19 protein-coding genes are annotated in these 21,546 nt (G+C 63.5%); 9 read left to right on the plus strand and 10 right to left on the minus strand.

The window, feature by feature from the left end; translation table 11 throughout:
* The first annotated feature begins 14 nt into the window (after nucleotides 1-14).
* The gene (locus CNX70_RS14600; protein WP_096235271.1) at nucleotides 15-524 is read left to right on the plus strand and encodes a hypothetical protein; all 510 of its coding nucleotides are present in this window, start codon (nucleotides 15-17) and stop codon (nucleotides 522-524) included.
* Nucleotides 525-747: 223 nt separating this feature from the next.
* Complete coding sequence (locus tag CNX70_RS14605) at nucleotides 748-1,152, plus strand: hypothetical protein (protein ID WP_096235272.1); 405 nt, start codon at nucleotides 748-750, stop codon at nucleotides 1,150-1,152.
* 60 nt (nucleotides 1,153-1,212) lie between these two features.
* Here the strand turns inward: CNX70_RS14605 and CNX70_RS14610 are convergent, their stop codons facing one another.
* Nucleotides 1,213-2,430, minus strand: coding sequence for an MFS transporter (locus CNX70_RS14610; protein ID WP_096235273.1), 1,218 nt, complete (start codon nucleotides 2,428-2,430; stop codon nucleotides 1,213-1,215).
* 285 nt (nucleotides 2,431-2,715) lie between these two features.
* Nucleotides 2,716-3,189, minus strand: a complete 474-nt coding sequence (locus CNX70_RS14615) for a DUF6328 family protein (protein WP_096235274.1) — start codon at nucleotides 3,187-3,189, stop codon at nucleotides 2,716-2,718.
* A 373-nt stretch (nucleotides 3,190-3,562) separates the two neighbouring features.
* Here CNX70_RS14615 and CNX70_RS14620 point away from each other — a divergent pair, with 373 nt between their 5' ends.
* Nucleotides 3,563-3,982 carry a YidB family protein gene (locus CNX70_RS14620; protein ID WP_096235275.1) on the plus strand — a complete coding sequence of 140 codons (420 nt, stop codon included), beginning with the start codon at nucleotides 3,563-3,565 and terminating at the stop codon, nucleotides 3,980-3,982.
* 53 nt (nucleotides 3,983-4,035) lie between these two features.
* Here the strand turns inward: CNX70_RS14620 and CNX70_RS14625 are convergent, their stop codons facing one another.
* On the minus strand, nucleotides 4,036-5,133 hold the full coding sequence (locus tag CNX70_RS14625) for a LacI family DNA-binding transcriptional regulator (protein WP_096235276.1): 1,098 nt from the start codon (nucleotides 5,131-5,133) through the stop codon (nucleotides 4,036-4,038).
* Nucleotides 5,134-5,299: 166 nt separating this feature from the next.
* Nucleotides 5,300-7,234, minus strand: a complete 1,935-nt coding sequence (locus tag CNX70_RS14630) for an Ig-like domain-containing protein (RefSeq protein WP_096235277.1) — start codon at nucleotides 7,232-7,234, stop codon at nucleotides 5,300-5,302.
* A gap of 184 nt (nucleotides 7,235-7,418) precedes the next feature.
* On the opposite strand from CNX70_RS14630, the gene CNX70_RS14635 reads away from it, so the two are divergent.
* From CNX70_RS14635 to CNX70_RS14655, 5 genes are all read left to right on the plus strand, one after another.
* Complete coding sequence (locus CNX70_RS14635; protein WP_096235278.1) at nucleotides 7,419-8,669, plus strand: Hsp70 family protein; 1,251 nt, start codon at nucleotides 7,419-7,421, stop codon at nucleotides 8,667-8,669.
* 38 nt (nucleotides 8,670-8,707) lie between these two features.
* A complete protein-coding gene (locus CNX70_RS14640; RefSeq protein WP_170846245.1) occupies nucleotides 8,708-9,337 on the plus strand; it encodes a 3'-5' exonuclease in 630 nt (209 codons plus the stop codon).
* Between the two features lie 178 nt (nucleotides 9,338-9,515).
* Nucleotides 9,516-10,904 carry a tetratricopeptide repeat protein gene (locus CNX70_RS29125; RefSeq protein WP_096235279.1) on the plus strand — a complete coding sequence of 463 codons (1,389 nt, stop codon included), beginning with the start codon at nucleotides 9,516-9,518 and terminating at the stop codon, nucleotides 10,902-10,904.
* Between the two features lie 95 nt (nucleotides 10,905-10,999).
* On the plus strand, nucleotides 11,000-11,479 hold the full coding sequence (locus CNX70_RS14650) for a DUF4262 domain-containing protein (protein ID WP_096235280.1): 480 nt from the start codon (nucleotides 11,000-11,002) through the stop codon (nucleotides 11,477-11,479).
* Nucleotides 11,476-11,919, plus strand: coding sequence for a DUF6386 family protein (locus tag CNX70_RS14655; protein ID WP_096235281.1), 444 nt, complete (start codon nucleotides 11,476-11,478; stop codon nucleotides 11,917-11,919). Before CNX70_RS14650 ends, CNX70_RS14655 begins: the two co-directional genes overlap by 4 nt.
* Before the next feature lie 45 nt (nucleotides 11,920-11,964).
* Here the strand turns inward: CNX70_RS14655 and CNX70_RS14660 are convergent, their stop codons facing one another.
* Nucleotides 11,965-13,752 (minus strand): GGDEF domain-containing protein, encoded by a 1,788-nt coding sequence (locus CNX70_RS14660; protein ID WP_096235282.1) that lies wholly within the window; start codon nucleotides 13,750-13,752, stop codon nucleotides 11,965-11,967.
* Nucleotides 13,753-14,167: 415 nt separating this feature from the next.
* Here CNX70_RS14660 and CNX70_RS14670 point away from each other — a divergent pair, with 415 nt between their 5' ends.
* Nucleotides 14,168-16,363: a prolyl oligopeptidase family serine peptidase gene (locus tag CNX70_RS14670; protein ID WP_096235284.1), complete on the plus strand. Its 2,196-nt coding sequence runs from the start codon at nucleotides 14,168-14,170 to the stop codon at nucleotides 16,361-16,363.
* A gap of 15 nt (nucleotides 16,364-16,378) precedes the next feature.
* Here CNX70_RS14670 and CNX70_RS14675 read toward each other — a convergent pair whose 3' ends face one another.
* From CNX70_RS14675 to CNX70_RS14695, 5 genes are read right to left on the minus strand one after another with little or no spacing between them, the layout of a single operon-like run.
* The gene (locus tag CNX70_RS14675; RefSeq protein ID WP_096235285.1) at nucleotides 16,379-17,299 is read right to left on the minus strand and encodes an STM4011 family radical SAM protein; all 921 of its coding nucleotides are present in this window, start codon (nucleotides 17,297-17,299) and stop codon (nucleotides 16,379-16,381) included.
* The gene (locus CNX70_RS14680) at nucleotides 17,293-18,672 is read right to left on the minus strand and encodes an STM4012 family radical SAM protein (RefSeq protein ID WP_208624420.1); all 1,380 of its coding nucleotides are present in this window, start codon (nucleotides 18,670-18,672) and stop codon (nucleotides 17,293-17,295) included. Before CNX70_RS14680 ends, CNX70_RS14675 begins: the two co-directional genes overlap by 7 nt.
* Entirely contained in the window at nucleotides 18,669-19,517 is an 849-nt protein-coding gene (locus CNX70_RS14685) for an STM4013/SEN3800 family hydrolase (RefSeq protein WP_096235286.1), read from the minus strand. The genes CNX70_RS14680 and CNX70_RS14685 overlap by 4 nt, the downstream gene beginning before the upstream one ends.
* Nucleotides 19,510-20,586, minus strand: coding sequence for an STM4014 family protein (locus tag CNX70_RS14690; protein WP_096235287.1), 1,077 nt, complete (start codon nucleotides 20,584-20,586; stop codon nucleotides 19,510-19,512). The genes CNX70_RS14685 and CNX70_RS14690 overlap by 8 nt, the downstream gene beginning before the upstream one ends.
* Nucleotides 20,587-20,592: 6 nt before the next feature.
* On the minus strand, nucleotides 20,593-21,519 hold the full coding sequence (locus CNX70_RS14695; RefSeq protein WP_096235288.1) for an STM4015 family protein: 927 nt from the start codon (nucleotides 21,517-21,519) through the stop codon (nucleotides 20,593-20,595).
* Nucleotides 21,520-21,546: the final 27 nt, after the last annotated feature.

A 21,546-nucleotide genomic window follows, 5' to 3' on the forward strand; every position in this document is an offset into this window, starting at 1 on the left:
CACAAAGAATAACAATGGAACAATTGACAGAACTTGAGCTGGAATGCTTCCAGCTGCGCCATGGCGATGGCCGGGCGGACCGCTGCGTGGACTGGGCCGTGGAACGCTTGCGCCTGGACCAGGAGGGCGACGATCTCGATATCGTGCTGCTGGCCAGCGCCCGGGGTGACGACGAGGTGCTGCCGCTGGCCGAGGCCATCATCGGGCGCTACCGTGGCGACGCGCGCCTGGAGGAACAATTCCTCGCTGGCAAATACATCGTCGAACTGCGCGCCGCCTACCTGGCAGGCCGGGAAAGCGTGCAATCGCTCGACGCCAGGCTGACGCGCTTGTATCCAGCCCTCGGCTATCCCGACTGGCTGGTCATGCTGAGCCGCAATTGCGAGTACGCGATCGATGTGCCTGATTTTCAGCAGCCGTTCGAGCTGGAGTTCGACTACATTGCCAGCTTGTGGGCAGAAGCTGCCGATGTTGACGCTTTTGAGCGGCGGTATGACCGCGAGAGGTCAAACCGGCAGGGCTAGCCTTGCGCTTGAGCGCCGCTGGCGGCCAGTTGCAGCTTGCTGCCGATGTCACACAGGAAGGGGAGCCGCCTTGTTGCCGGTACCCCAAGGGGGAGTTGACGGCTGAACGAAGCAGCGCATGCACTGGCGGATTTGCGTGTGATTGTGCTGGAGGCGGAAAACGTCCATGCGCAACTGCTTGGACTCATCAACAAGCAACTGTACTGATGCATGAATTGAATACATGAAGAAGATCGATATTTTTGTCTGTTCCGACGCCGAGATGCGCGCATGTGCCAGCTGGGAAGATGCCTTCGATGCGTTTCCCGTCTCAGGCATCACCTTGCCAGGGGAACTGGACTTGGCGTCGCTGGGGCAATTGCTGACCCAGTCGGCAGAACATGCGCTGCGGCCCCTGCGGATCGAGGGGCGCGATATTCACGTGTTCAATGATGCGATTGCGCAAGCGATCGGCCGGATGGCGGATGACGACCTGCTGGAGCTTGCCGTGGCATGGTCCAGAACGGCGCCATGGGCGGGTATGGAAGCCCAGCCATTCGACCTGGCCGGATTTCTCATGGAATTGAAAGCAAACTGGCATCGATCTGCCACGCCGGACAAGGCGCTGTTTGCGTGGGTGGATGCCTAAGGTCGCTGTGTGATGAGGCGCCGGGCGGCCGTCTGATCCGGCAGCCGCCCGCTTACTCCATCAAGCCGGCTGCGCCCCGCCCACATTGCGGCTGCGGTTTTCCACCAGCACGGAAATACCGAGCACGACGATGCCGCCGCAGGCCAGCATGGCGCCCACCCAGCCGGTCGAGCGCAAGCCCATGCCCATGGCAATGGCGATGCCGCCGGCCCAGGCGCCCAGCGCGTTGGCGATGTTGAAGGCGGAATGGTTGAGGGCGGCGGCCACGGTTTGCGCGTCGCCGGCCACGTCCATCAGGCGCGTCTGTACGGCGGGAGCGACGGCGATGCCGGCGCCGATGGCAAACAGGTTGATCGCCGTCAGCCAGACATTGCTGCTGGTATAAGTAAATGCGGCCAGCGCGGCCACGTTCCACAGCAGCACGCCGAAGATGGTCCACAGGCGCGAGCGGTCGGCCAGCCAGCCGCCGATCAGATTGCCCAGGGTCATGCCGACACCGATGATGGCCAGCAAGATGGAAATGACCAGGGGCGACACTTTCGTGATTTCCAGCAAGGTGGGCGTGATGAAGGTGTAGACGGCGAACATGCCGCCGAAGCCGATCGCCACCATCAGCAGGGTCAGCCACACTTGCAGGCGGCGGAATACGCCCAGTTCGCGGCGCGGGCTGGAATCGCCGGCGGCCACCATGGGCACGAAGATGCGCACCATCAGCATGGTCAGCAAGCCCAGCGCGGCGACCAGCAAAAAGGCCGGGCGCCAGCCCAGGGTCTGGCCGATATACGTGGCCAGCGGCACGCCGAAGATATTTGCGACAGTCAAGCCCATCAGGACGCGGGCCACGGCTTGTCCCCGTTTGTCCGGTTCGGCCAGGGCAGCGGCCACCAGCGCTGCCACGCCAAAGTAGGCGCCATGCGGGATGCCGGCCACGAAACGGGCCACCACCAGCAAGCCGTAGTTCGGAGCGATGGCGCTGAGCAAGTTGCCGCCAGCGAACATCAGCATCAGGCAGATCAGCATCAGCCGGCGCGGCATGCGCGCCAGGAAGATGGTGATTAAGGGCGCGCCGACGACCACGCCCAGCGCGTAGGCGCTGATCATGTGGCTCATCTGCGGCAAGGTCGTGCCCAGGTCGTCGGCCACCACGGGCAGGATGCTCATGGAGGCGAATTCGCCCGTGCCGATGGCCAGGCCACCGAGGGCCAGGGCCAGGTCGGCATAGCCAGCGCCAAAAGGCGCAGTGACGCGCGGAATCAGGGGATCTACGGAGGCGTGCATGTTCTTGTTAGTTGGGTAAAGGTGTGACAGGGTGGAGAGGCGCGCTGTGGCCCGGCCGGAAGTGGCAATGCGCCACCAGAGTCGACTGCTGGCCGGTATTTTCGGGCTGTAACAACTGCCCAAGGACAACATTGTAAAAGATTCGGGCAAGCTCTGCTGGGCGAGGGCTAAAATCTGCTGCACTGCACACACCAGCGATTGCTCTTGTTGTTAACGATAACACGGAATGCATCCGTTGTTGGGGATCTTCCTCGTGACCTTGCTGAAGCAGGCGGGCCTCGCCGTCTAGATTTTTCTGGCGTGCTTCAAGTGCAGGGGCAGCCACCACCACATGCAAATGATGAGCGCACCCATCAGTACGCAGGCGACGATGCCGGCGATGTGGCCGAACACTTCCGACATCACCAGATTGGTGCCGAGGATGAACGCCAACGCCAGCGAAAAGGCGCCGCACATCATGATGCGGTCGGCCACGCGCTTGAAGCGCTCGCGGTCTTGCAGGGGGCGCATCACGCGGTGCTGGATGGCTGGCGCGCTGAGCAGCACCAGGCTGGTCATGGAGAGGAAAAACGTCAGCAGGAAGACGACTTTTTCCGCCTGCACGATCTTCGCGAAGCCGCCGTTGAAAGGCAGGATGATGAGGAAGGCCGTCAGCATCTGCGCGCCCGGCAGCAGGATGCGCAATTCGCTGAGCAGGTCGGACAAGTCGCCTTCGTCGCCGGGCTGGCCATCTTCATCCTGGTGTTGCGCGTGTGGCATGGGCCGTCCTCGTGGTGGTGATGGGGCCAGTCTACGCACAAGTGACCAGGCCGACTGTGGGCAGGCGCACCTTCAGGAGCATTGTGTGATGTCAGCCGCTAAGCACCCGGAAATTGATACTCCTCCGTAAGCAGGCAAATTTATGTTACATGTTTCTGCGATCCGTCAATTTACGCTTGCATGTTGTGCCGAACTAAATATGATGGAGGTGGGCGCAGCTACGGCAGAGCCTGTTTTTGAGTTGCTCGCTAAATTGTCAATATGGCATTCATATTATATATAGTATAATTGTTGTGTGTGTCGGCGACTATGTCGCCGACCTTACCGGACGCCGCTATGCGCGGCATTGATTGACAGCGTTCAGGAGAATACGATGAGTTTGCTAGATCAACTTGCAGGACAGGCGATGAGCGCTTTGGGCAACAAGGGCGCGGATGGGGAGGCGTCATCGGGGCTGATGGCCAGCGTGATGGAGCTGGTCAACCAGCATGGCGGCTTGCCTGGCCTGCTGCAGAAATTCCAGGAAAGCGGCCTGGGCGACCAGGTGGCCAGCTGGATCGGCACCGGCGCCAATGCGCCCGTTTCCGGCGAACAGATCAAGGATGCGCTGGGTGCCGACACCATTACCCAAATCGCTGAAAAAGCGGGCGTCGCACCGGACGCGGCCTCGGGCGGCCTGGCAGCCTTGCTGCCCCAGCTGATCGACAAGCTGACGCCGAACGGTCAAGTGCCAGAAGGCAATGACCTCGTCAGCCAGGGCTTGAGTATGCTCAAGGGCAAGATCTTCGGTTGATATTCATTGCAGCAGAACGCTAAAACCTCGCAGCGATGCGAGGTTTTTTGCTTTTAAGCAGCGGCCATCATGCCGAAACGCTGAGGTTCGCTGGTCAGCCTGGCCGTGCTCCCTTCCACCAGATAGGAACAATAGCGGCGCCGTTCGGCGTTGCCGCCGCGCCGTTCCATTAATTCTCCCAGCATGGCGACGGCGTCGGTGGCCATCTTTTGCACGGGCTGGCGCAGGGTGGTGATGTCGTAGCTGAGCCAGCCCGACGCTTCCAGCGCGTCGAAGCCGGCCACGGACATTTGCAGCGGCACCTGGATGCCCATCTGGTGGCGCGCCGTGTCCAGGCAGCCGATGGCCATGATGTCGTTGCCGCAAATGACGGCGTCCGGCACGCGGCCCAGGCGGTCGATGACCTTGCGTAAGCCCCGTCCGCCGCTGGCGTAATCGTAGTTGCCGCTGACGACGATGGGCGCGGGCAAGCCCAGCGTGAACAGCCTGTCCAGCACGCCGGCCTTGCGTTCCTGCGCCACGGCCGAGTCGCCGGGGCCGTCGATCACGGCGAACTGGCGGTGACCCGCCTCGGCCAGGCGCGACACGAGCAGGCGCGCCGCTTCCCCCTGGTCGCACAGCACGGCATGCACGGCGTGCTCGCGGGGGCTGCGGTTGAACAGCACCAGCGGCACGTCGCGCCGGCCAAACTCAAGCATTTGCTCGTCCGACAGGCCGGCGGCCACGACGGCGCCATCGACCTGGTATTGCCATACGTCGCTCAAGACTTTGCCGATATCGGCTTCGCGCTCCAGGGTAAACAATAATAAACGCTTGCCCTGGCGGGCGATTTGCTGGCTCAGGTCGGACAGCACTTGCGGATAGTACAGGTTGGCCAGGTTGGAAATGATGACGGCCACCAGGTTCGAGCGCCGCGTGATCAGGCTGCGCGCGGCCGCGTTGGGGATGTAGTCGAGACTGAGGGCCGCCTGCATGACCTTGGCCTGGGTGGCGGGCGAGATGCTGGCGCCCGGCTTGAAGCAGCGCGACACGGCCGATTGCGACACGCCGGCCAGCAGGGCCACGTCATACGAGGTCACGCGCCGTCCGGCGCCGGGTACGGGGCGGACGGTGGTGCCGGGTGTCCAGGCTACAGTATTCTTTTTTCGCATATTGGTCTGGCAAGCAATCTGTCTCAAAGTATTCCTGCAGGCCCGGCCGCTTGTGGCGGCTTGGGCGGGAAAAATGAGCATAGCGAAAATATTTCCATGTGGCAAGACTGTTTTCTTGTCCATGTTGCAAATAATTTGATTGAAAGGCAAGTGGTATGCTTGCCCCTCAGTCGGGGCTGTCGCAGGGGCCGCTGCCATAGGGGCTGATGCGTCCTGGCGGGTCCACGCGGCGCGCGCTGAAATCGCTGGCCAGCGTGGGTAATGGAAAATCCGCCGTGGCGCTCGCTTCCGTGCCGCTGACCGTGCCGCGCACCGTCAGGGCGACGTGCACCCAGGAACCATGGTTGCGCGGATAACTGAGGGTGACGGTGGCCATGCCCAGCGCGTCGCTCAGGCCGCTGGCGCTGATGGTCAGGGGGATGCCCGGATCGAGCACGCCATTGCCGTTGCGGTCATAGGCGGCGTCAAAAATGCCGTTGCGCAAGACATCTTCATTGGCGCAGCTGTAGCGGGGCAGGGTCAGGCGCCAGACGCCCGTGTCGGGGAACTCGGGCTTGTCTGCCTCCCACACATAATATCCCTTGGCATAGCGGCTGGGCCAGGCGGCAGCCGTGATGGCGACGCCGGACACGGCGTTGCCTGCGCTGTCGGAAACGAACACGGTAAGGTCCTTTTGCAGCACGCTGGTCGAATACTCGCGCAGCAGGCTGCCCGTGCCCAGCTTGATCGACAGCGCTTGCCGCGCCACCGTCAGGCGCACGAGGGCGGTGGCCGCCGCTTGCGCTGCGCCTTCGATGCGGGCCTGGATCAGCACGCCGTCGCGCCCGCTATCGGCCGGCCCCGCCACATACACGGCGCGCGCCAGGCCGTCGCTGCCCGTCAGCACCCGGCCCGCCTGTCGCAGGTAGCCACCGCTGGGGTCGCTCAAGATGGTAAACACGACGGGCGCATTCTTGACCAGGTTGTTCGCCGCGCCATCGCGCACCACGGCGCTGATTGTGCTGATACTTGTGCTGATACTGCTGCTGGCGTTGTCGGCCGAGGCCGCCGAAGTGCTCGTATTCGCGCGCAGCACGGCCGGCTCCGCCTGCACGGCCAGCTTGCTGGCGCCGCTCAGGGGCGCGACGAATTCCAGCCGCGTTTGCGCCGTTGGCCCGCCCGCCACGGCCGCCGTGATGCTGGCCACGCCCGCGTTGGCCGACTGCACATAGCTGCGTGGCAAGTTGCCATTGTTAAAGATCAAGCTGGCAGGCAAGGCCTGGCTGCAGGCGCTGTCCGCAAACAGGCTGCCGCGCGAGGTGGACAGGCTGGCGCTGCCCGTCTGCGCAGCGCCCGCCTTGTCATAGCGCACGTCGATGGCCTGGCAGGCCAGGATCGCCACTTCCGGCAGCACGTCCGCACCGCTGGCGTCCTGGCCCACGGCCGGACTCAGGCGCAAGTCGCTGCCGGCCACGGCATACGCTTGCGCGGCGGCGGCGCCCAGCGCGCTGACGGACACGGCATCCTTGCCCAGGCTGCCTGCCGTCAGGCGCAGCACCAGCTGGCCCTGCGCATTGCTGAGCGCTGCGCCGCCATCCTTGACGCGCACGCCGTTGCCGGCGCCCGTGCTGTAGGCGATGGCGATGGCGGCGCCGGCCACGGGCCGCTTTGCCGAGTCACGCACGGTGACGGTGAGGTCGGCGCCCTGGCCCAGCATCAAGGCGGCCGGCCCCAGCAACTCTACGCTGCTGCCCGTGACCGCCACCGTGCCCTTGCCGCTGCGCGTGCCCACGTTTGCCGTCACTGTGATGCTGCGGTTGCTGTTGGCGCCTCCGGTACCCAGCAGGGCGCGCGCCTGGCCGTTCTTGTCCGTCACGGCGTCGACGCTGCCAAGGATGCCGGAATCGGCGGAAAAGGAAATTGTTGCGTTTGGCAAGGCCAGGTTGGCGCCATCCTTGACGAGGGCCGTGACGGCCACTTCACTGCCGGCCTGGCCCGCCGAAGCCAGTTCCGTGCTGGAAAAGACCAGGTTGACGGCGCTGGCCAGGCTGGCCGGCCAGGGAAGCGAGGAGGGCAGCCAGCAAAGCTGCGGGCAGGTGGCGCAGGCGGTGCAGGGGGGCATGGGGCCCGATGGGTCTCCGGGAGCTTGCCGAGTTGCTCGGCGTCAATCCCAAGAGTAGCTTGCGCACGCCGTCGCTACTTGATGCAAAGCAAGCTTGTTGTCTTGGCCGTGCCGGAAGTATTTTTCTGGTGCAATGGCGTGCATTCTGATAAGATAACGCCCCTTTATTCAGGGAAGGGTCGACATGGCCAATGCTTGCGGCGTCGATTTCGGCACGTCAAATTCCACGGTAGGTTGGGCACGTCCCGGGCAGAGCACCATGCTCGGCCTGGAAGATGGCAAGACGACCTTACCGTCCGTCGTCTTCTTCAATGCGGAAGACGAGGAAGTCAGTTTTGGCCGCGCGGCGCTGGCCGGTTATCTGGCCGGTTACGAAGGCCGTTTGATGCGCTCGCTGAAAAGCTTGCTGGGTACCAGTCTCATCGATGGCCAGACGGAAGTGGGCGGCCGCGCCTTGCCATTCCGCATGTTGCTGGCGCAATTCATCGGCGAAGTGAAACGCCGCGCGGAGCAATCGGCCGGCCGCGAATTCTCGTCGGCCGTGTTCGGCCGTCCCGTTTTCTTTATCGACGACAATGCGCAAGCCGACCAGCTGGCGCAAGACACCCTGGCCGACGTGGCCCGTTCCGTCGGTTTCAAGGACGTCGCCTTCCAGTTCGAGCCGATTGCCGCTGCGTTCGACTACGAGTCGCAGATCGAACGCGAAGAGCTGGTGCTGATCGCCGACATCGGCGGCGGTACCTCCGACTTTTCGCTGGTGCGCCTGTCGCCCGAGCGGGCCAAAAAAACCGAGCGGCGCGACGACATCCTCGCCACGGGCGGCGTGCACATCGGTGGCACGGACTTCGATAAATATCTGAGCCTGTCTTCCGTCATGCCTTTGCTCGGCTATGGCAGCCGGCTGCATAACAATAGCGAAGTGCCGTCCAGCTATTATTTCAACCTGGCGACCTGGCACACCATCAACCTGGCGTACACCAAGAAGATCTGGGTGCAGCTGGCTGACGTGTGCCGCGATGCGCGTGAGCAAGACAAGATGGGGCGCTTGCAAAAGCTGATCGACGAGCGCGCCGGCCACTGGCTGGCCATGAAGGTGGAAGAGGGCAAGATCGCCCTGTCCGACGCGGCCGAAGTGCAGCTGGAGCTGGAGCGTTTGTCGCCCGCGCAAAGCCTGTTGCTGAAACGCACGCAATTCAACGACGCCATCGGCCATTTGTGCGGTTCCGTGGAAGACACCGTGCTGCGGCTGCTGCGCGACGCGGGCGTGGCGCCGGACGCCGTCGACACCGTGTTCTTCACGGGCGGCTCTTCCGGCGTGCGCCTGTTACGCGAAAAGATCGCCGCCCTGGTGCCGGCCGCGCGCAAGGTCGAAGGCGACCTGTTCGGCAGTATCGGTGCGGGCTTGGCGCTGGACGCCGTGCGCAAGTTCGGCTAAGCTGGCCCATCGCAGCATCGCAGAAAGAGCCTGACTTCATGAATGTGTTTGACAAACCGATCGTCATGATCGACTTCGAGACGACCGGACTGTCGCCCGACATGGGCGACCGCATCACGGAAGTGGCGGCGCTGCGCATCGAGGGCGGGCGGATCACGGACCGCTATGTGACCCTGATCAACTGCAATGCGCGCATTCCCTCGTTCATCACGGGCTTGACGGGCATCACGCAGGCGATGGTGGACAAGGCGCCGCCCGTGGCCGAGGTGGTGCCGCAGTTACTCGATTTCATCGGCAGCGATGCCTTGTCGGCGCACAATGCCAGCTTCGATGAAAAATTCCTGCGCGCGGAAAGCGCCAGGCTGAACCTGACACCAGCGCACCAGTCGCTCGTGTGTTCCTTGAAACTGTCGCGCCGCGTGTTTCCCGGCATGGCCAGCTACAAGCTGGGCTTGCTGTCGAGCCAGCTGGGCATCGCCTTCAAGAGCGCCGCCCACAGGGCCGAGTCCGATGCGGAGGTGGCGGCGCAAGTGCTGATCCATATCGGCCGCCATTTGCGCAGCAGCTACGGCATCGCCGATGTCGACGCCGACCTGCTGGTGTCGCTGAACAAGCTGGCGGCCGCGAAAGTGCCGCAATTCCTGCAAAAGCATCCATCACGCCGCTGATCTTCGCATCGCCTCTAAGCGGGCTCATCAAAGCGATATAATTTTGTTATTTCGTTTGAGCCTGCTCAAGTCCTTCCCCCACATCGAATTTAAAATTTAGGCAACACACACGATTTCGCCGCCCTGGGCCGCCGTTTTGCGCGTGCTGCCGGCAAGCGCAATGTGGATGGGGGCGCACATGGACAAGCACCATACTGCCAGAGATAGCCACCAGGCGTATATCTGGTTCCGCACGGCTGCCGAACAGGGCAATGCTTATGCCCAGTTCAACCTGGGATTGATGTACAAGAAGGGTGAAGGCGTGGCGCAGGACGATGCGCGCGCCTTTGTCTGGCTGCGCCTGGCCGCGCTGCAAGGGCTGGCGTTCGCGCAGAACCACCTGGGTGCCCTGTATTATCACGGCCGCGGCGTGGCGCAGAGCGACGCAGACGCCGTGCTGTGGTTTCGCCGCGCCGCCGCCCAGGGCGATGCCTCGGCCCAGCAAAACCTGGGGCAGATGTACCGCAAGGGACGGGGCGTGCTGCAGAGCGACGAGCTGGCCCTGGCGTGGTTTTACCGCGCCTCCGAACAGGGCGTGGCCAGCGCGCAATCCATGTTGGGTGTAGCGTATGCCCAGGGATTGGGCGCGAAAAAGAACGATGCGCTGGCCCTGGCCTGGTTCCGCAAGGCAGCCTTGCAGGGCGATGCGCAGGCGCAGCTGAACCTGGGACTCGTCTACAAGCGGGGGCAGGGGGTGGCGCAAAGCGATGCGCAGGCGCTGGCTTGGTTCCGCCAGGCGGCCGCTCAGGGCTTGGCGCTGGCGCAGCGGCAACTCGGCGTGGCGTATGCGGAAGGCCTGGGCGTGGCGCCCGACCAGCTGCGCGCCTATGCCTGGCTGCAGCGGGCGGCCGAGCAGGACGATGCCGACGCCCAGTTCAACTTGGGCCTGATGCTGGCGCGCGGCCAGGGCGTGGACCGGGACGAGGCGCGCGCCGTGGCCTGGTACCGGCGCGCCGCCCTGCAGGGCCATTGCATGGCGCAATACAATCTGGGCGGCATGTATGCTGGTGGGCGCGGCATCGCCCGCGACTTGCGTCAGGCGCTGGACTGGTATGCCAGGGCGGCGGCCCAGGGCGCGTCGAATGCGCAGTTCAACCTGGGCGTAATGTATGCCAATGGCCAGGGGGTGGAACGCGACGATGTCTGCGCCGTGCGCTGGTACCGCACGGCCGCCGAGCAGGGCGATGCCAGCGCGCAAAACAATTTGGGCGTCATGTATGCGAACGGTCATGGCGTGCCGCAAGACCACGGCCTGGCCGTGCAATGGTATGCGCGTGCGGCCGGCCAGGGCCATGCGCTGGCCCAGTACAACCTGGGCGGCATGTATAACAGCGGGCGCGGCGTGGAGAAGGATGTGCTGTGCGGCTACATGTGGCTGGCGCTGGCGGCCGAGGGCGGCGATGGCGGGGCGGCCAGGGCCAGGGAAGCGGCGGCCGCCAGGCTGGAGCCGGCACAGTTGCAAGAGGCGCGGCAGCGCATGCGGCAATGGCACCAGATGCGCTCCCCGCCGTTGCTGCCGCCCGACTGAAGCGCTGGCAGCGTGCGCACACGGACGCGCACTGCATGCGATAATTGCCGAAGAGCATGTCGCGAAGGCGGCGCGGGTTTTTGGCACAGTGAAAGGTGGAACATGGTAAGGCAGGCGAGGATGCATCCGAGCAAAAAGTCATCGACGACATCGCCACGCATGGCTGGCATGGCGTGCATATCAGTGCTGATGAAGTCGGTCCCGGCTATGCCTTCACGATAGGCGCTTGCCACAGTTTCGGCCAGCCTGAATTTCTCATCATGGGCTTGCCGCGCGCCATGGCCCACCAGATACTCGACGTGGCGCTGGACGCCGCGCGCAGCGGCGCCATCACGGATTTCACGGCCACCACGGACGCCTTGCTGGAACGCCATCCGTGCGCCTTCGTGCGCGTGCCCGTCGAGCAATACCGCAACTATGTCGGCTATGCGCGCTGGTATTACCAGGGCGATGATTTTACGCTGTACCAGATCGTCTGGCCGTCGCGCGATGGCCACTTCCCATGGCAGGCGCAAGCCAGTGCGCAGTACGTGGAGAGCCAGCCCCTGCTGGGTCCGGCGCCGCTGGCGGCATGACGGCAGGCAAGCTCGTCACCATTGTGACCGGCACAGCCACCGTGTGCGTGTTCGACCCGGCGCAGGCGCGCCACAAACTGGACGATGACTGCGACTGGTGGAGCATTCCCGGCGCGGAGCTGGCGGCCGTGAATGCGGGGCAAGTGGCGTTTTTCAACGTGGGTGGCGACGGCGCATATGACATCGCGTTGTACGCGGAACTTGCCGAGCCGCACGCGAGCGTGCATCTGGCCGTCGTCTCAGGCCGCGTCTTTATCGGCGCCGGGGAAGATGTCACGGGCGGCGGCCTGGAGCCGGATACGGCCTGTGGCGGCCTGTTCGTGGACGTGCCCGCGGGCCGCTACCGCGTGCAGGCGCGTCGCGATGGCGCGCGCATCAGCCTGGCATTTGTGCCCGATGCGCGCAGCAGCAATGCGTTTGGCGACCTCGTGCGTATTTGATCGTGCGTATGCTATCCCCGTCCGACTTCTGACTATTGCCCGTGGCTACGCATCCATGCGCACCACGCCTGTGCCTTGCCGCCGGTCCAGGAATAGGCTGTTGCCGTGGATTTTCTTCGCCTGCTTCTTCGCTTCGGCCGCCTGCGTGGCAATCTGATGGTGCGTGTAGTACTGGTGCGCCTCGACCTTGATGACGCCCAGCGATAGGCTGATCAAGGAATAAAACACTTTCTTGCCTTGCCGGTCTTCGCTGATGTAGCCGCCCCGTTCGCAGTCGCCCGTGCTGTAATAGGCGAGGATGGCGGCGGCAAAGCGCTCCAGTATGGCCTGGCAGCGCGTTTCCCAGTCTTCGCTCTGGAACAGGATCATGAAATCGTCGCCGCCGATGTGGCCGATGAAGTCGCGGTTCGGGTCGCAATGGCCGCTGAGGATTTCTCCCGTCAGCTGGATCACGTCGTCTCCCTTGCGATAGCCGTACACGTCATTGAAGGGCTTGAAGTGGTCGAGGTCGCAATAGCAGACCCAGAAGCGGCTGCCGCTGTGCAATAAACGGTCGATATGCTCGTTGATGGGCACGTTGCCAGGCAGTTGCGTCAGCGGGTTGGCGTAGCGGGCCGCATTGATCTGCATCTGCGTGATTTCGCGCATCAGGTCGTGGCCCGTGCCCATGCCCAGGTAGCGGCCGTGCTCGGTGATGATGAAACCGTTGAATAGGTGGTGGGCGTCGGACTGCACCATGGTGTAGCTGAGTTCCTGCAAGCTCGTCTCGTGGTCGGCGATCAGGGGCGTGGCATCCATGAACAGGCTGCACGATTTCTTGCCATACAGTTCGCGCTGGTAGGGGCGGGCGAAGTGGTCGATCATCTCGAAGCGGCTGATCAGTCCCAGCGGCACGCCGTCATCGACGACGGGGATGATCATCAGCTTCGGTTCCTTCAGGAAGATGTCGTACACCTCGTTATTATTGAGTTGCGGCGAGACGGCTGCCACGCGGTGCAGCAGCTTGCGGATGCTGGCGCCGTTCTTTTCCAAGCTGCTGCGCTGCGGATACACGGCCACGCCGTTGCGTCCCAGCGCCTGCACCACTTCGGCCGGCAGCGCGCGCGCCGGCACGGCATTGGGCCGGCCCAGGTGATAGCCTTGTCCAAACGCCACGCCCAGGTCGCGCAAGACCAGCAATTCCGTTTGCGCCTCGATGCCTTCGGCGATCACCAGCGTGCCCGATTTTTCCGCGATTTCCTGGATCGAGCGCACGAATTGCAGTTTCACGGGGTCATGATTGATGCCCTGGATGAAATGCATGTCGATCTTCACGTATTCCGGGCGCAATTCCGACCACAGGCGCAGGCTGGAAAAGCCTTCGCCCAGATCGTCGATGGCGATCTGGAAACCCATGTTGCGGTAATGCAGCACCGCTTCGCGCATCAGCTCGTAATCGTAGGTGGGCTGGTTTTCCGTCAGTTCGATGATGACACGGTCCGGATTGATGCCGATGTGCTCGATGTATTCCAGGGTTTCGCCATGGCGCGCATTGCGCAGCAACAAACACTCGGGGCTGACGTTGAGAAACAGTTTTCCTGGCAGCTGCAGTTCGGCAAAGCGTTCCAGCACCACTTGCCGGCACAGGTGTTCCACTTCCAGGGTCAGGTCATGCGCGCGTGCCACCTTGAACAGATTCATCGGTGCGTGCAGGGGGCTGTCGGACGGCCCCCGTATCAAGCCTTCGTAGCCGATGATGTCGCCGCTGTGCATGTGGATGATGGGCTGGAACAGGGCGCTGAGCTTGCGGCCTGCCAGGATCTCGTGCAAGGCATCCGTTCCTTCGATGTTCATGGGGGCAGATGGCGGCTTCAGGTACGCCACATTCGATGGCATCGCGCCGGGCGGCGCGGCGGTGGTGGAAGGGAGGGCGAGAGTGTGCATAGGCGGATGTGGCGGCACGGCCTCTGGACGGGCCATGAACATATTGCCTATAGTAAAGAAGATTTATGACGGCTTGATGAAACGTATTAACTTTTGATAATGTTTCTTGCCTGCCCTTCAGTTTGCCGATTCTCGCCAAAAACGCGATTTACCACGGTGATTCATGCAAATTGCCCAAACAAAAAACGGCAAATCCATCAGATAACTGTGCTTTAAAAGTGGCAATCCGCGCTATGATTTCTCTTGGCGAAAGTCAACATGGGCAGCCGCAGCGTGAGTGTGAACGGCCTGCTTTCTTCGACATCCAACAATGAGACAACAACCCATGCAATTACGTAGTGCAACCCTCATATTCAGCTTGCTGGCCGCTTTCGGTGGCAATGCCTTGGCGCAAAGTGCCGCGATGCCATCGTGCCCGGCCGGCGATGGCGCCTCCGTGACGTATCCGGTCAGCAAAAAAGTTGACCAGCAAGACAGCTATTTCGGCACCACCATTGCTGACCCGTACCGCTGGCTGGAAGACGCCAACAGCGCCGAGACGGGCGAATGGGTCACGGCGCAAAACAAGCTGACGCAGTCGTACCTGGGCACCATTCCCGAGCGCGCCGCGATCAAGCAGCGCCTGACCAAGCTGTGGAATTATGAGCGTTTCTCTACGCCAACGAAGCAGGGCGGCCGCTACTTCTACAGCCGCAACGACGGCTTGCAGAACCAGGCCGTGCTGTACACGGTGAAAAAACTGACGGACGAACCGCGTCTGCTGCTCGACCCGAACACCCTGTCCACGGATGGCACGGTGGCGCTGGCCGGCACTTCGATCAGCCCGAACGGCAAGTACCTGGCGTATGCCACCTCCGCCTCCGGTTCCGACTGGAACGAGTGGAAAGTACGCGACATCGAATCGGGCAAGGATTTGACGGACCACATCAAGTGGGCCAAGTTCTCGGGCGCCTCATGGACCAAGGACAACAAGGGATTCTTCTACAGCCGCTATGACGCGCCGAATGAAGCGACCAAGCTGGCCGATATCAATTACTTCCAGAAATTGTATTTCCACAAGATCGGCACGCCGCAAAGCGACGACGTGCTGGTCTTCGACCGTCCCGACCAGAAGGAATGGGCGTTCGGCGGCAGCACCGTCAGCGATGATGGCAATTATTTGATCATCACGGCTACGCAGGGCACGGAACGCAAGAACCGCGTCTTCTACAAGGATTTGCGCCAGAAGAACGCCAAGGTCGTGGGCTTGCTGGAAGCGTTCGACGCTTCCTACTCGTTCATCGACAATGACGGCCCCGTGTTCTTCTTCAAGACGGACAAGCAGGCGCCAAAATCGCGCGTGATCGCCATCGATACGCGCAAACCGGCGCCCGCCGACTGGAAAGAGATCGTGCCACAAAGCGCGGAAACTCTGGTCGCCGTCAATCTGATCAACAACCAGCTGGTGCTCGATTACCTCAAAGATGCGCAAACGCAAATCAAGATCGTCGACCTGAACGGCAAGCTGGTGCGTGAAGTAGCCTTGCCGGGCATCGGTTCGGCCGGTGGTTTTGCCGGTAAACGTGGCGACACGGAAACGTTCTACTCGTTTACCAGTTTCACGACGCCAGCGACCATCTACCGCTACGATATGAAATCGGGCAAGAGCACGGTGTACCGCCAGCCGAAGGTCGATTTTGACCCGAATGCTTTTGAAACGCGCCAGCAATTCTTTACCAGCCGCGACGGTACCAAGGTGCCGATGTTCATCGTCTCGAAAAAAGGCATGAAGCTCGACGGTAGTAATCCAACTTATCTGTATGGCTATGGCGGCTTCAATATTTCCCTCACGCCGAGCTTCTCCGTGGCCAATCTTGCCTGGGTGGAAATGGGCGGCGTCTACGTGATGGCCAACCTGCGCGGCGGCGGCGAATACGGCGAAGCCTGGCACCAGGCTGGCACCAAGCTGAACAAGCAAAACGTGTTCGACGATTTCATCGGCGCGGCGCAATGGCTGGTGGACAACAAGGTCACCTCGCCATCGAAACTGGCGATCGGCGGCGGCAGCAATGGCGGCCTGCTGGTGGGCGCGGCCATGACGCAGCGTCCGGACCTGTTCGCGGCGGCCATCCCGCAAGTAGGCGTGCTCGACATGTTGCGTTTCCACAAGTTCACCGTGGGCTGGGGCTGGGTGCCTGACTACGGTTCGTCGGACGACGCCGAGCAGTTCAAGGCGCTGGTGAAATACTCGCCGCTGCACAACCTGAAGGTGGGCGGCTGCTATCCGGCCACCATGATCACCACGGCCGACCATGACGACCGCGTCGTGCCCGCCCACAGCTTCAAGTTCGCCGCCGCTGCCCAGGCAGCGCAAGGCGGCCCGGCACCCGTGCTGATCCGCATCGACAGCAAGGCGGGCCATGGCGCCGGCAAGCCGACGACCAAGCAGATCGAAGAAGTGGCCGATCGCTGGGGCTTCCTCAGCCGTTCGCTGAAGATGACGCCAGTAGTGGCGGAGCCTGCCAAGGTGGCGGCGCAGTAATCTCGCTGTAACCTTTTAACCCGAAGCAGAAACTGGGGTCGTACCCTCAGGGTACGACCCCGGTATTTGCATTGGGGTTATCCTCGCCAGCACCCCCTCCCCAAACACCGTTTGAAACGGCAAATCCTTGCGCTGCGCATAGCCGATATAGCAGTCGCACTTGAAGCGCGGGCAGGCGCGTTCCTGCAGCATGTCCGCGAGCTCGTCCGTGTACAGATTCCCCAGCCGCTCGGGCACGAAATGGCAGCGCGCCAGTTCGCCATCGCCATCGACGGACAGCGACGCTTCGCCCGCCAGGCACGGTTTTCCGCGCGAGGGAGACGGGCGGCGGTTTTGCGCGAACCACGGGTCGGCGGCGTCCAGCCAGGCCAGGTCTTGTTCGCTGTAGTAGCCGGGGCCGCGCCGGTCATACGCGTTTAGCCACAGGTACACGTGCTCCGGCAGGGCCGCGCGCAGGGCGCGGATGGCGTCCAGGTGTTCAGTCATCGCCACGACGCCGACGGAATAGCGCACGCCCATGGCATCCAGACGCGCGCAGCGTGCGAGAAAGCGGGCCAGGGTGGTCTGGTCCGGGTGGTAGGTACACCACAGGCCGATCTTTTCCAGCCCGTCCATGCTCTCCAGCCAGCCCAAGGGGCCGGACAGATTCGTCTGCAGCGCCACCTGGCGCACGTGCGGCAAGGCAGCCAGCGTCTGCATGGCCGTGCGGTAGTGGCGCCGCACCAGCGCTTCGCCCCAGGGCGTAAACAGGACACTGATGTTCCGGTCTTGCGCCGCCACCCAATCCGTAAAACGCGCCACTTCGCGCGCGTCGCGGGCCAGCGCGGTACGGCTGTCGCGTTTCTTGGCGAATGGGCAGTAGCCGCAGGCGTAGTTGCAACTGGCCAGGGTGCCGCGGTACAGCAGGGACAGCGTTTGCGCTTGCGCTGTCAGCACGCCTGGCCGCCTTCGGCCATCAGCGCGCGCACCGTATCGGAGGCCAGCCAGGGGCCGATGGTGTCGGCGTAGCTGTAGCCCCGGTCGTTCAGGCGCAGCAGCGGACCATTTTCTTCCACCAATTCCAGCGCGTGCAGCTCGGCCAGCTGCGGCAAGTCTGCTTCGCAGCGGCTGCCGAAGCGTGCCGTGTAGGCGTCGCGGTCCAGGCCCGGTTCGGTCAGCAGCGACTGGATCACGTAGCGGCGGCGCTGTTCTTCGTCATCGAGCTGGTAACCGTGTTCGGCCTGCGCGAAGCGCGCCTCGTCCAGCGCCAGGTAGTTGTCGATGATGTTGATGGTGTCCGTGCGCGCCACGGCGTACTCGCTGGAGTAGTGCAGGCGCGAAGTGTAGGAGCGGGCGCCCGCACCCAGGCCCAGCATGCCGTCATTCTGGCAGCAATACGAGGGACCGTTCTGTTCCGGCGCATGCGGGGCGCGGAACATGCGCATCGAGACCTGCTCATAGCCTTGCGCGCGCAAATGGTCGCGCGCAGCCGCGTACAGGGCCAGACGGCTGTCGCCGTCCTGCGCCAGCATGATGGGGTTGAGCGATTGCGCACCCTGGCGGCGCGCCACCTTGCCCAGGCCTGTTTGTTCTCGCACGTACAGCGGATACAGATAGATCTCCTCGGGCGCAAACGTCAGTGCGCTGTCGATGGAGGCGAGCAGGCTGGCGACGGTTTGCCCCGCGATGCCGTAGATCAGGTCCAGGTTCAGCGTAGGGAAGCCGGCAGCGCGTATCAGGCCGATGGCGTGATGCACGGTGGCGTTTTGCTGGGGGCGTGCCAGCGCGCGCATCTCGCCGGCGGCAAAGCTCTGGATGCCCAGGCTGACCCGGTCGATGCCGTGCGCGCGGCAGACGGCAAGGCGTTCTGCCGTGATGGTTTCGGGCGACGCCTCGATGCCGGCCGGCGTGGTTTGCAAGTCGATGCCGAGGATGTCGCGCGCGCCGCACAGCAGGGTGTCCAACTGCGCCGGCGACAAATAGGTGGGCGTGCCGCCGCCCAGTGCGAAGCGGGCGAAGCGCCGTTCGCCCAGCGCGCCGGCCAGGGCGCGCATCTGCACCAGCACTTGCTGCACGTAGCGCTCGACCATGTCGGTACTTGGGCGCGCCATGGCGAACAGGTTGCAAAAGCCGCAGCGCATCTCGCAAAACGGAATATGGATATACGCGAACAGGGCGGAGCGGTCTTGCTGCGCCCACAGGGGCGCCAGCGGCGCCGCTAGCGGCAAGGCGCGGTAAGCCGCCTTGTGCGGATACGAATAGGAATACGCCTGGTAGGGCGTGTGGCGCATGCGCTGCGCCAGGGTGCCAGGCTGTTCGGATGGGTTCACGGTGGGGATTCCTTGGGAGGTGTATCGGTATCGGGGGCGATGAAAAAGTGCGCGTACGGCACGTTCCACACGCTGTCATGGGCCACTCTATGGCCCCGGTAGCCGTCTTCGCCATACGCGCTGCCGTGATCCGAGCAGACGATGGCAAACGTGGGTGCGCGCGCGGCGCAGGCGGCAAACAGTGGCGCCAGCGCGCTGTCCACATAGCGCAGGGCCGCCGCATGGCTGTCCAGGTTATCGGCGCGGCAGCCGGGCAGATAGGCGCGGTTTGGCGTATGCAAGGCGGCCACGTTGATGAACAAAAAGGTGCGCTGCGCGCCGTCCGCCAGGCGGGCTATGGCCAGCGCCACCTGTTTTTGCGTCGAGTGGCGGCTGGCCACGCCCATGCCCGCGCTCCAGTGGCTTTCCTGGAACAGCGACGGCAGCACCGTGCCCAGCGCCGTTTGTTTGTTAAAGAAACCCACGCCGCCGATGCAGATGGTGCGGTAGCCGCGCGCGGCCAGCGCGGCGGGCAGGTCGGCTTCCTCGAAGGCAAACGTGTGCGGCGAGGTTGTTTCGCTGCCCGCAAAAGCGCTGGCGAACAGGCGCGGATGGCGTCCCGGCGAGGCCGGCGTGGGCAAGAAGCCCGCGAAGAAGGCCTGGTGCGCCGCATAGGTGAACGTGGCGGGCGAGTGGCGCCGTTCCCAGCCGCCCGGTGATAAAAAACGTCCCAGCACGGGCAGTTCGCCCGCCTCGTACAGCGCTTGCGCCACGTCGTAGCGCAGGGTGTCGAGCGTGATGAAGACGATGTCGTGGCTGCCGACGATGGCGTGCATGTCGGGGATGGGCGGTGTTTCTTTATGCATGGGCCAGTTGCGCCGTGTAGGTATCGTTGCCTTGCCACAGAAGGCCGGGCAGCAGGTCGCCGAAGGCATTCGCCTCCAGCACATGGGCCTGGCCCTGGCGTACCACCAGGTCGTAGCCCGTGACGTGGCTGTGGGGGAAGGCGCGCGCGGCCTGGGCGCTGGCCGCTTCCAGCGCCGCCAGGTCGGCTGCGTTCAAAAGGCCGGCCGCGTCGCCGCGCCGGTTGTCGAGGTGCAGATTCGTCATCATCTGCTTGCCGATGCGCGCCACCCGGTGCGCAGGCTTGCCCGCCACGGTCACGACGCGCAGGTCGTAGTGGCTGTCGCCGCAGCGCGGCTTGTTCAGCCACGCTTCCGCATACAGCTGTTGCGTGGCCAGCGCGTCGACGAGGGCGGCGATGTCGTGTTCGGATTCGTAGCGCGCCATGCGTTTGCTGTTCATCAGGCGCGTTATGCCCTCCGTGCGGTGCAAGGCGGCCGAGGTGGTGGCTTGCTGCTGGCCGGCCTTGTTCCTTCGGAAGGCGACGACGCCGGACGCGGATGAGCCGTAGCGCGGTTTCAGATACACGCGGTCAATGTCATGCGCATGCAGCAGCGATTGCAGATGCTCGTAGCTCTCCACGGCTCCCAGCAAGGCAGGTATGGGCACGCCGTGCGCGGCCAGATGGCGCTGGCAAGCCAGTTTGTCCGTCATGAGGCTGATCTCGGCCGGCGCATTGAAGACGCGCGATTGCGGCAGCTCGGCCAGCTGCGTCGCCAGGGTGGTCATGGCAGCGGTAAAACCGGCAAACCAGGCATCCATGGACAGCAGCTCGCCATGCGCGGGCGCGGCGACCAGTGGACGCTCCAGCAGCCGGCAGCCCGCCTGCAGTAACAGCAGGTGGGCGGCGGGATCGTCGCCGGGGGGCTCGATCTTCAACAGGCTGGGATGGCGCAAGGATGCGGGCAGCAGATCCGGCTGCGCCAGCCAGTCGCGCCACTCCAGCACCTGCGCGGGCGGCAGGCGCAGTTGCGCGCGGGCCGCCTGCATCAGGCGCACGCGCTTGCTGCCAGCGGTGGCCAGCAAAAGCATCAGGATTTATTCGCCGACGGCGACATAACGGTAGCTTTCGCCGTCGTCTTCATCGGCTTCCTGCGGGTCGTCCAGCACCACCTCGAAGGGCAGCGCCTTCAGCTTGGCCTGGTTTTCTTCCGAGATGTAATGATGCGACAGGTCCAGGCGCTTCAACTTGCCCAGCTGCGTGTGATTGAGCACGGCCACGGCGCCCAGGTCGCCGATGGTGCCCAGCGACAGGTCGAGGGTGTCGAGCTGCGCCACCAGCGGTTCTTGCGCCAGCCAGACGGCCAGGTCGTCGGCGATTTCCGCGTCGCGCAAGCCGAGATATTTCAGGGTCGGCACGGTCAGCTGCGCCAGCACCTTGCGGTACAGGTCCACGTCGCCCGAGAAGCCATAATCGTCCGTGCCCAGCCACAGTTCCAGGTGTTCCAGCTGCGGCATGCTCGATTGCGCCAGCGCCTCGGCGATTTTTTGATCGAGACCGCCCGCTTCGATGGTGAAGCGACGCAGGTGCTGGTGGGCGAACGGTTCGATGATGAGCTCATTGCCGCCGCGGATGCGCAGTTCTTCCAGCAGCGGGAAGGCGTCCAGCAGCGGCTTGTAGCTGCCTTGCACGATCCACGAGATTTCGCATTCCTCGTACGTCATGTCGCCGATGAACAGGGCACGCAAGTTGGGCAGCTGCGGTGCCTGGGCGATCAGTGCAGCCATCACTTCGTCGGCGCCCGATTCGTATGGGTCGCCCCACATGCCGATGATCAGCGCTTCAAGCGCATTCTTGTCGGTTTTTTCCAGGAAGCCGGCGATCAGGTCCGGCATCTTGCGCTTGTCGTCATACTCGAGCGAGAGGCGGTAGACGATATCCTGCCCGGATTGCAGCGCAATATCAGGGTCGTACTGGACGACCTTTTTTTGGTGGAAGAGGGTGGTACTGTCGGAAATCGTCATTGCTAAGGCTCCATGAAAGACAGTGAA

It is taken from the genome of Janthinobacterium svalbardense, from assembly GCF_002327145.1.
In the GTDB taxonomy this organism is placed as follows: Bacteria; Pseudomonadota; Gammaproteobacteria; order Burkholderiales; family Burkholderiaceae_D; genus Janthinobacterium; species Janthinobacterium tructae.

Bases quoted from the DNA above. Each gene is read 5' to 3' on its own strand.
- CNX70_RS14630 (WP_096235277.1), bottom strand. From the start codon at position 7,234: ATGCCCCCCTGCACCGCCTGCGCCACCTGCCCGCAGCTTTGCTGGCTG.
- CNX70_RS14625 (WP_096235276.1), bottom strand. From the start codon at position 5,133: ATGCGAAAAAAGAATACTGTAGCCTGGACACCCGGCACCACCGTCCGC.
- CNX70_RS14640 (WP_170846245.1), top strand. From the start codon at position 8,708: ATGAATGTGTTTGACAAACCGATCGTCATGATCGACTTCGAGACGACC.
- CNX70_RS14600 (WP_096235271.1), top strand. From the start codon at position 15: ATGGAACAATTGACAGAACTTGAGCTGGAATGCTTCCAGCTGCGCCAT.
- CNX70_RS14655 (WP_096235281.1), top strand. From the start codon at position 11,476: ATGACGGCAGGCAAGCTCGTCACCATTGTGACCGGCACAGCCACCGTG.
- CNX70_RS29125 (WP_096235279.1), top strand. From the start codon at position 9,516: ATGGACAAGCACCATACTGCCAGAGATAGCCACCAGGCGTATATCTGG.
- CNX70_RS14660 (WP_096235282.1), bottom strand. From the start codon at position 13,752: ATGAACATCGAAGGAACGGATGCCTTGCACGAGATCCTGGCAGGCCGC.
- CNX70_RS14635 (WP_096235278.1), top strand. From the start codon at position 7,419: ATGGCCAATGCTTGCGGCGTCGATTTCGGCACGTCAAATTCCACGGTA.
- CNX70_RS14610 (WP_096235273.1), bottom strand. From the start codon at position 2,430: ATGCACGCCTCCGTAGATCCCCTGATTCCGCGCGTCACTGCGCCTTTT.
- CNX70_RS14670 (WP_096235284.1), top strand. From the start codon at position 14,168: ATGCAATTACGTAGTGCAACCCTCATATTCAGCTTGCTGGCCGCTTTC.
- CNX70_RS14685 (WP_096235286.1), bottom strand. From the start codon at position 19,517: ATGCATAAAGAAACACCGCCCATCCCCGACATGCACGCCATCGTCGGC.
- CNX70_RS14690 (WP_096235287.1), bottom strand. From the start codon at position 20,586: ATGCTTTTGCTGGCCACCGCTGGCAGCAAGCGCGTGCGCCTGATGCAG.
- CNX70_RS14620 (WP_096235275.1), top strand. From the start codon at position 3,563: ATGAGTTTGCTAGATCAACTTGCAGGACAGGCGATGAGCGCTTTGGGC.
- CNX70_RS14605 (WP_096235272.1), top strand. From the start codon at position 748: ATGAAGAAGATCGATATTTTTGTCTGTTCCGACGCCGAGATGCGCGCA.
- CNX70_RS14695 (WP_096235288.1), bottom strand. From the start codon at position 21,519: ATGACGATTTCCGACAGTACCACCCTCTTCCACCAAAAAAAGGTCGTC.
- CNX70_RS14615 (WP_096235274.1), bottom strand. From the start codon at position 3,189: ATGCCACACGCGCAACACCAGGATGAAGATGGCCAGCCCGGCGACGAA.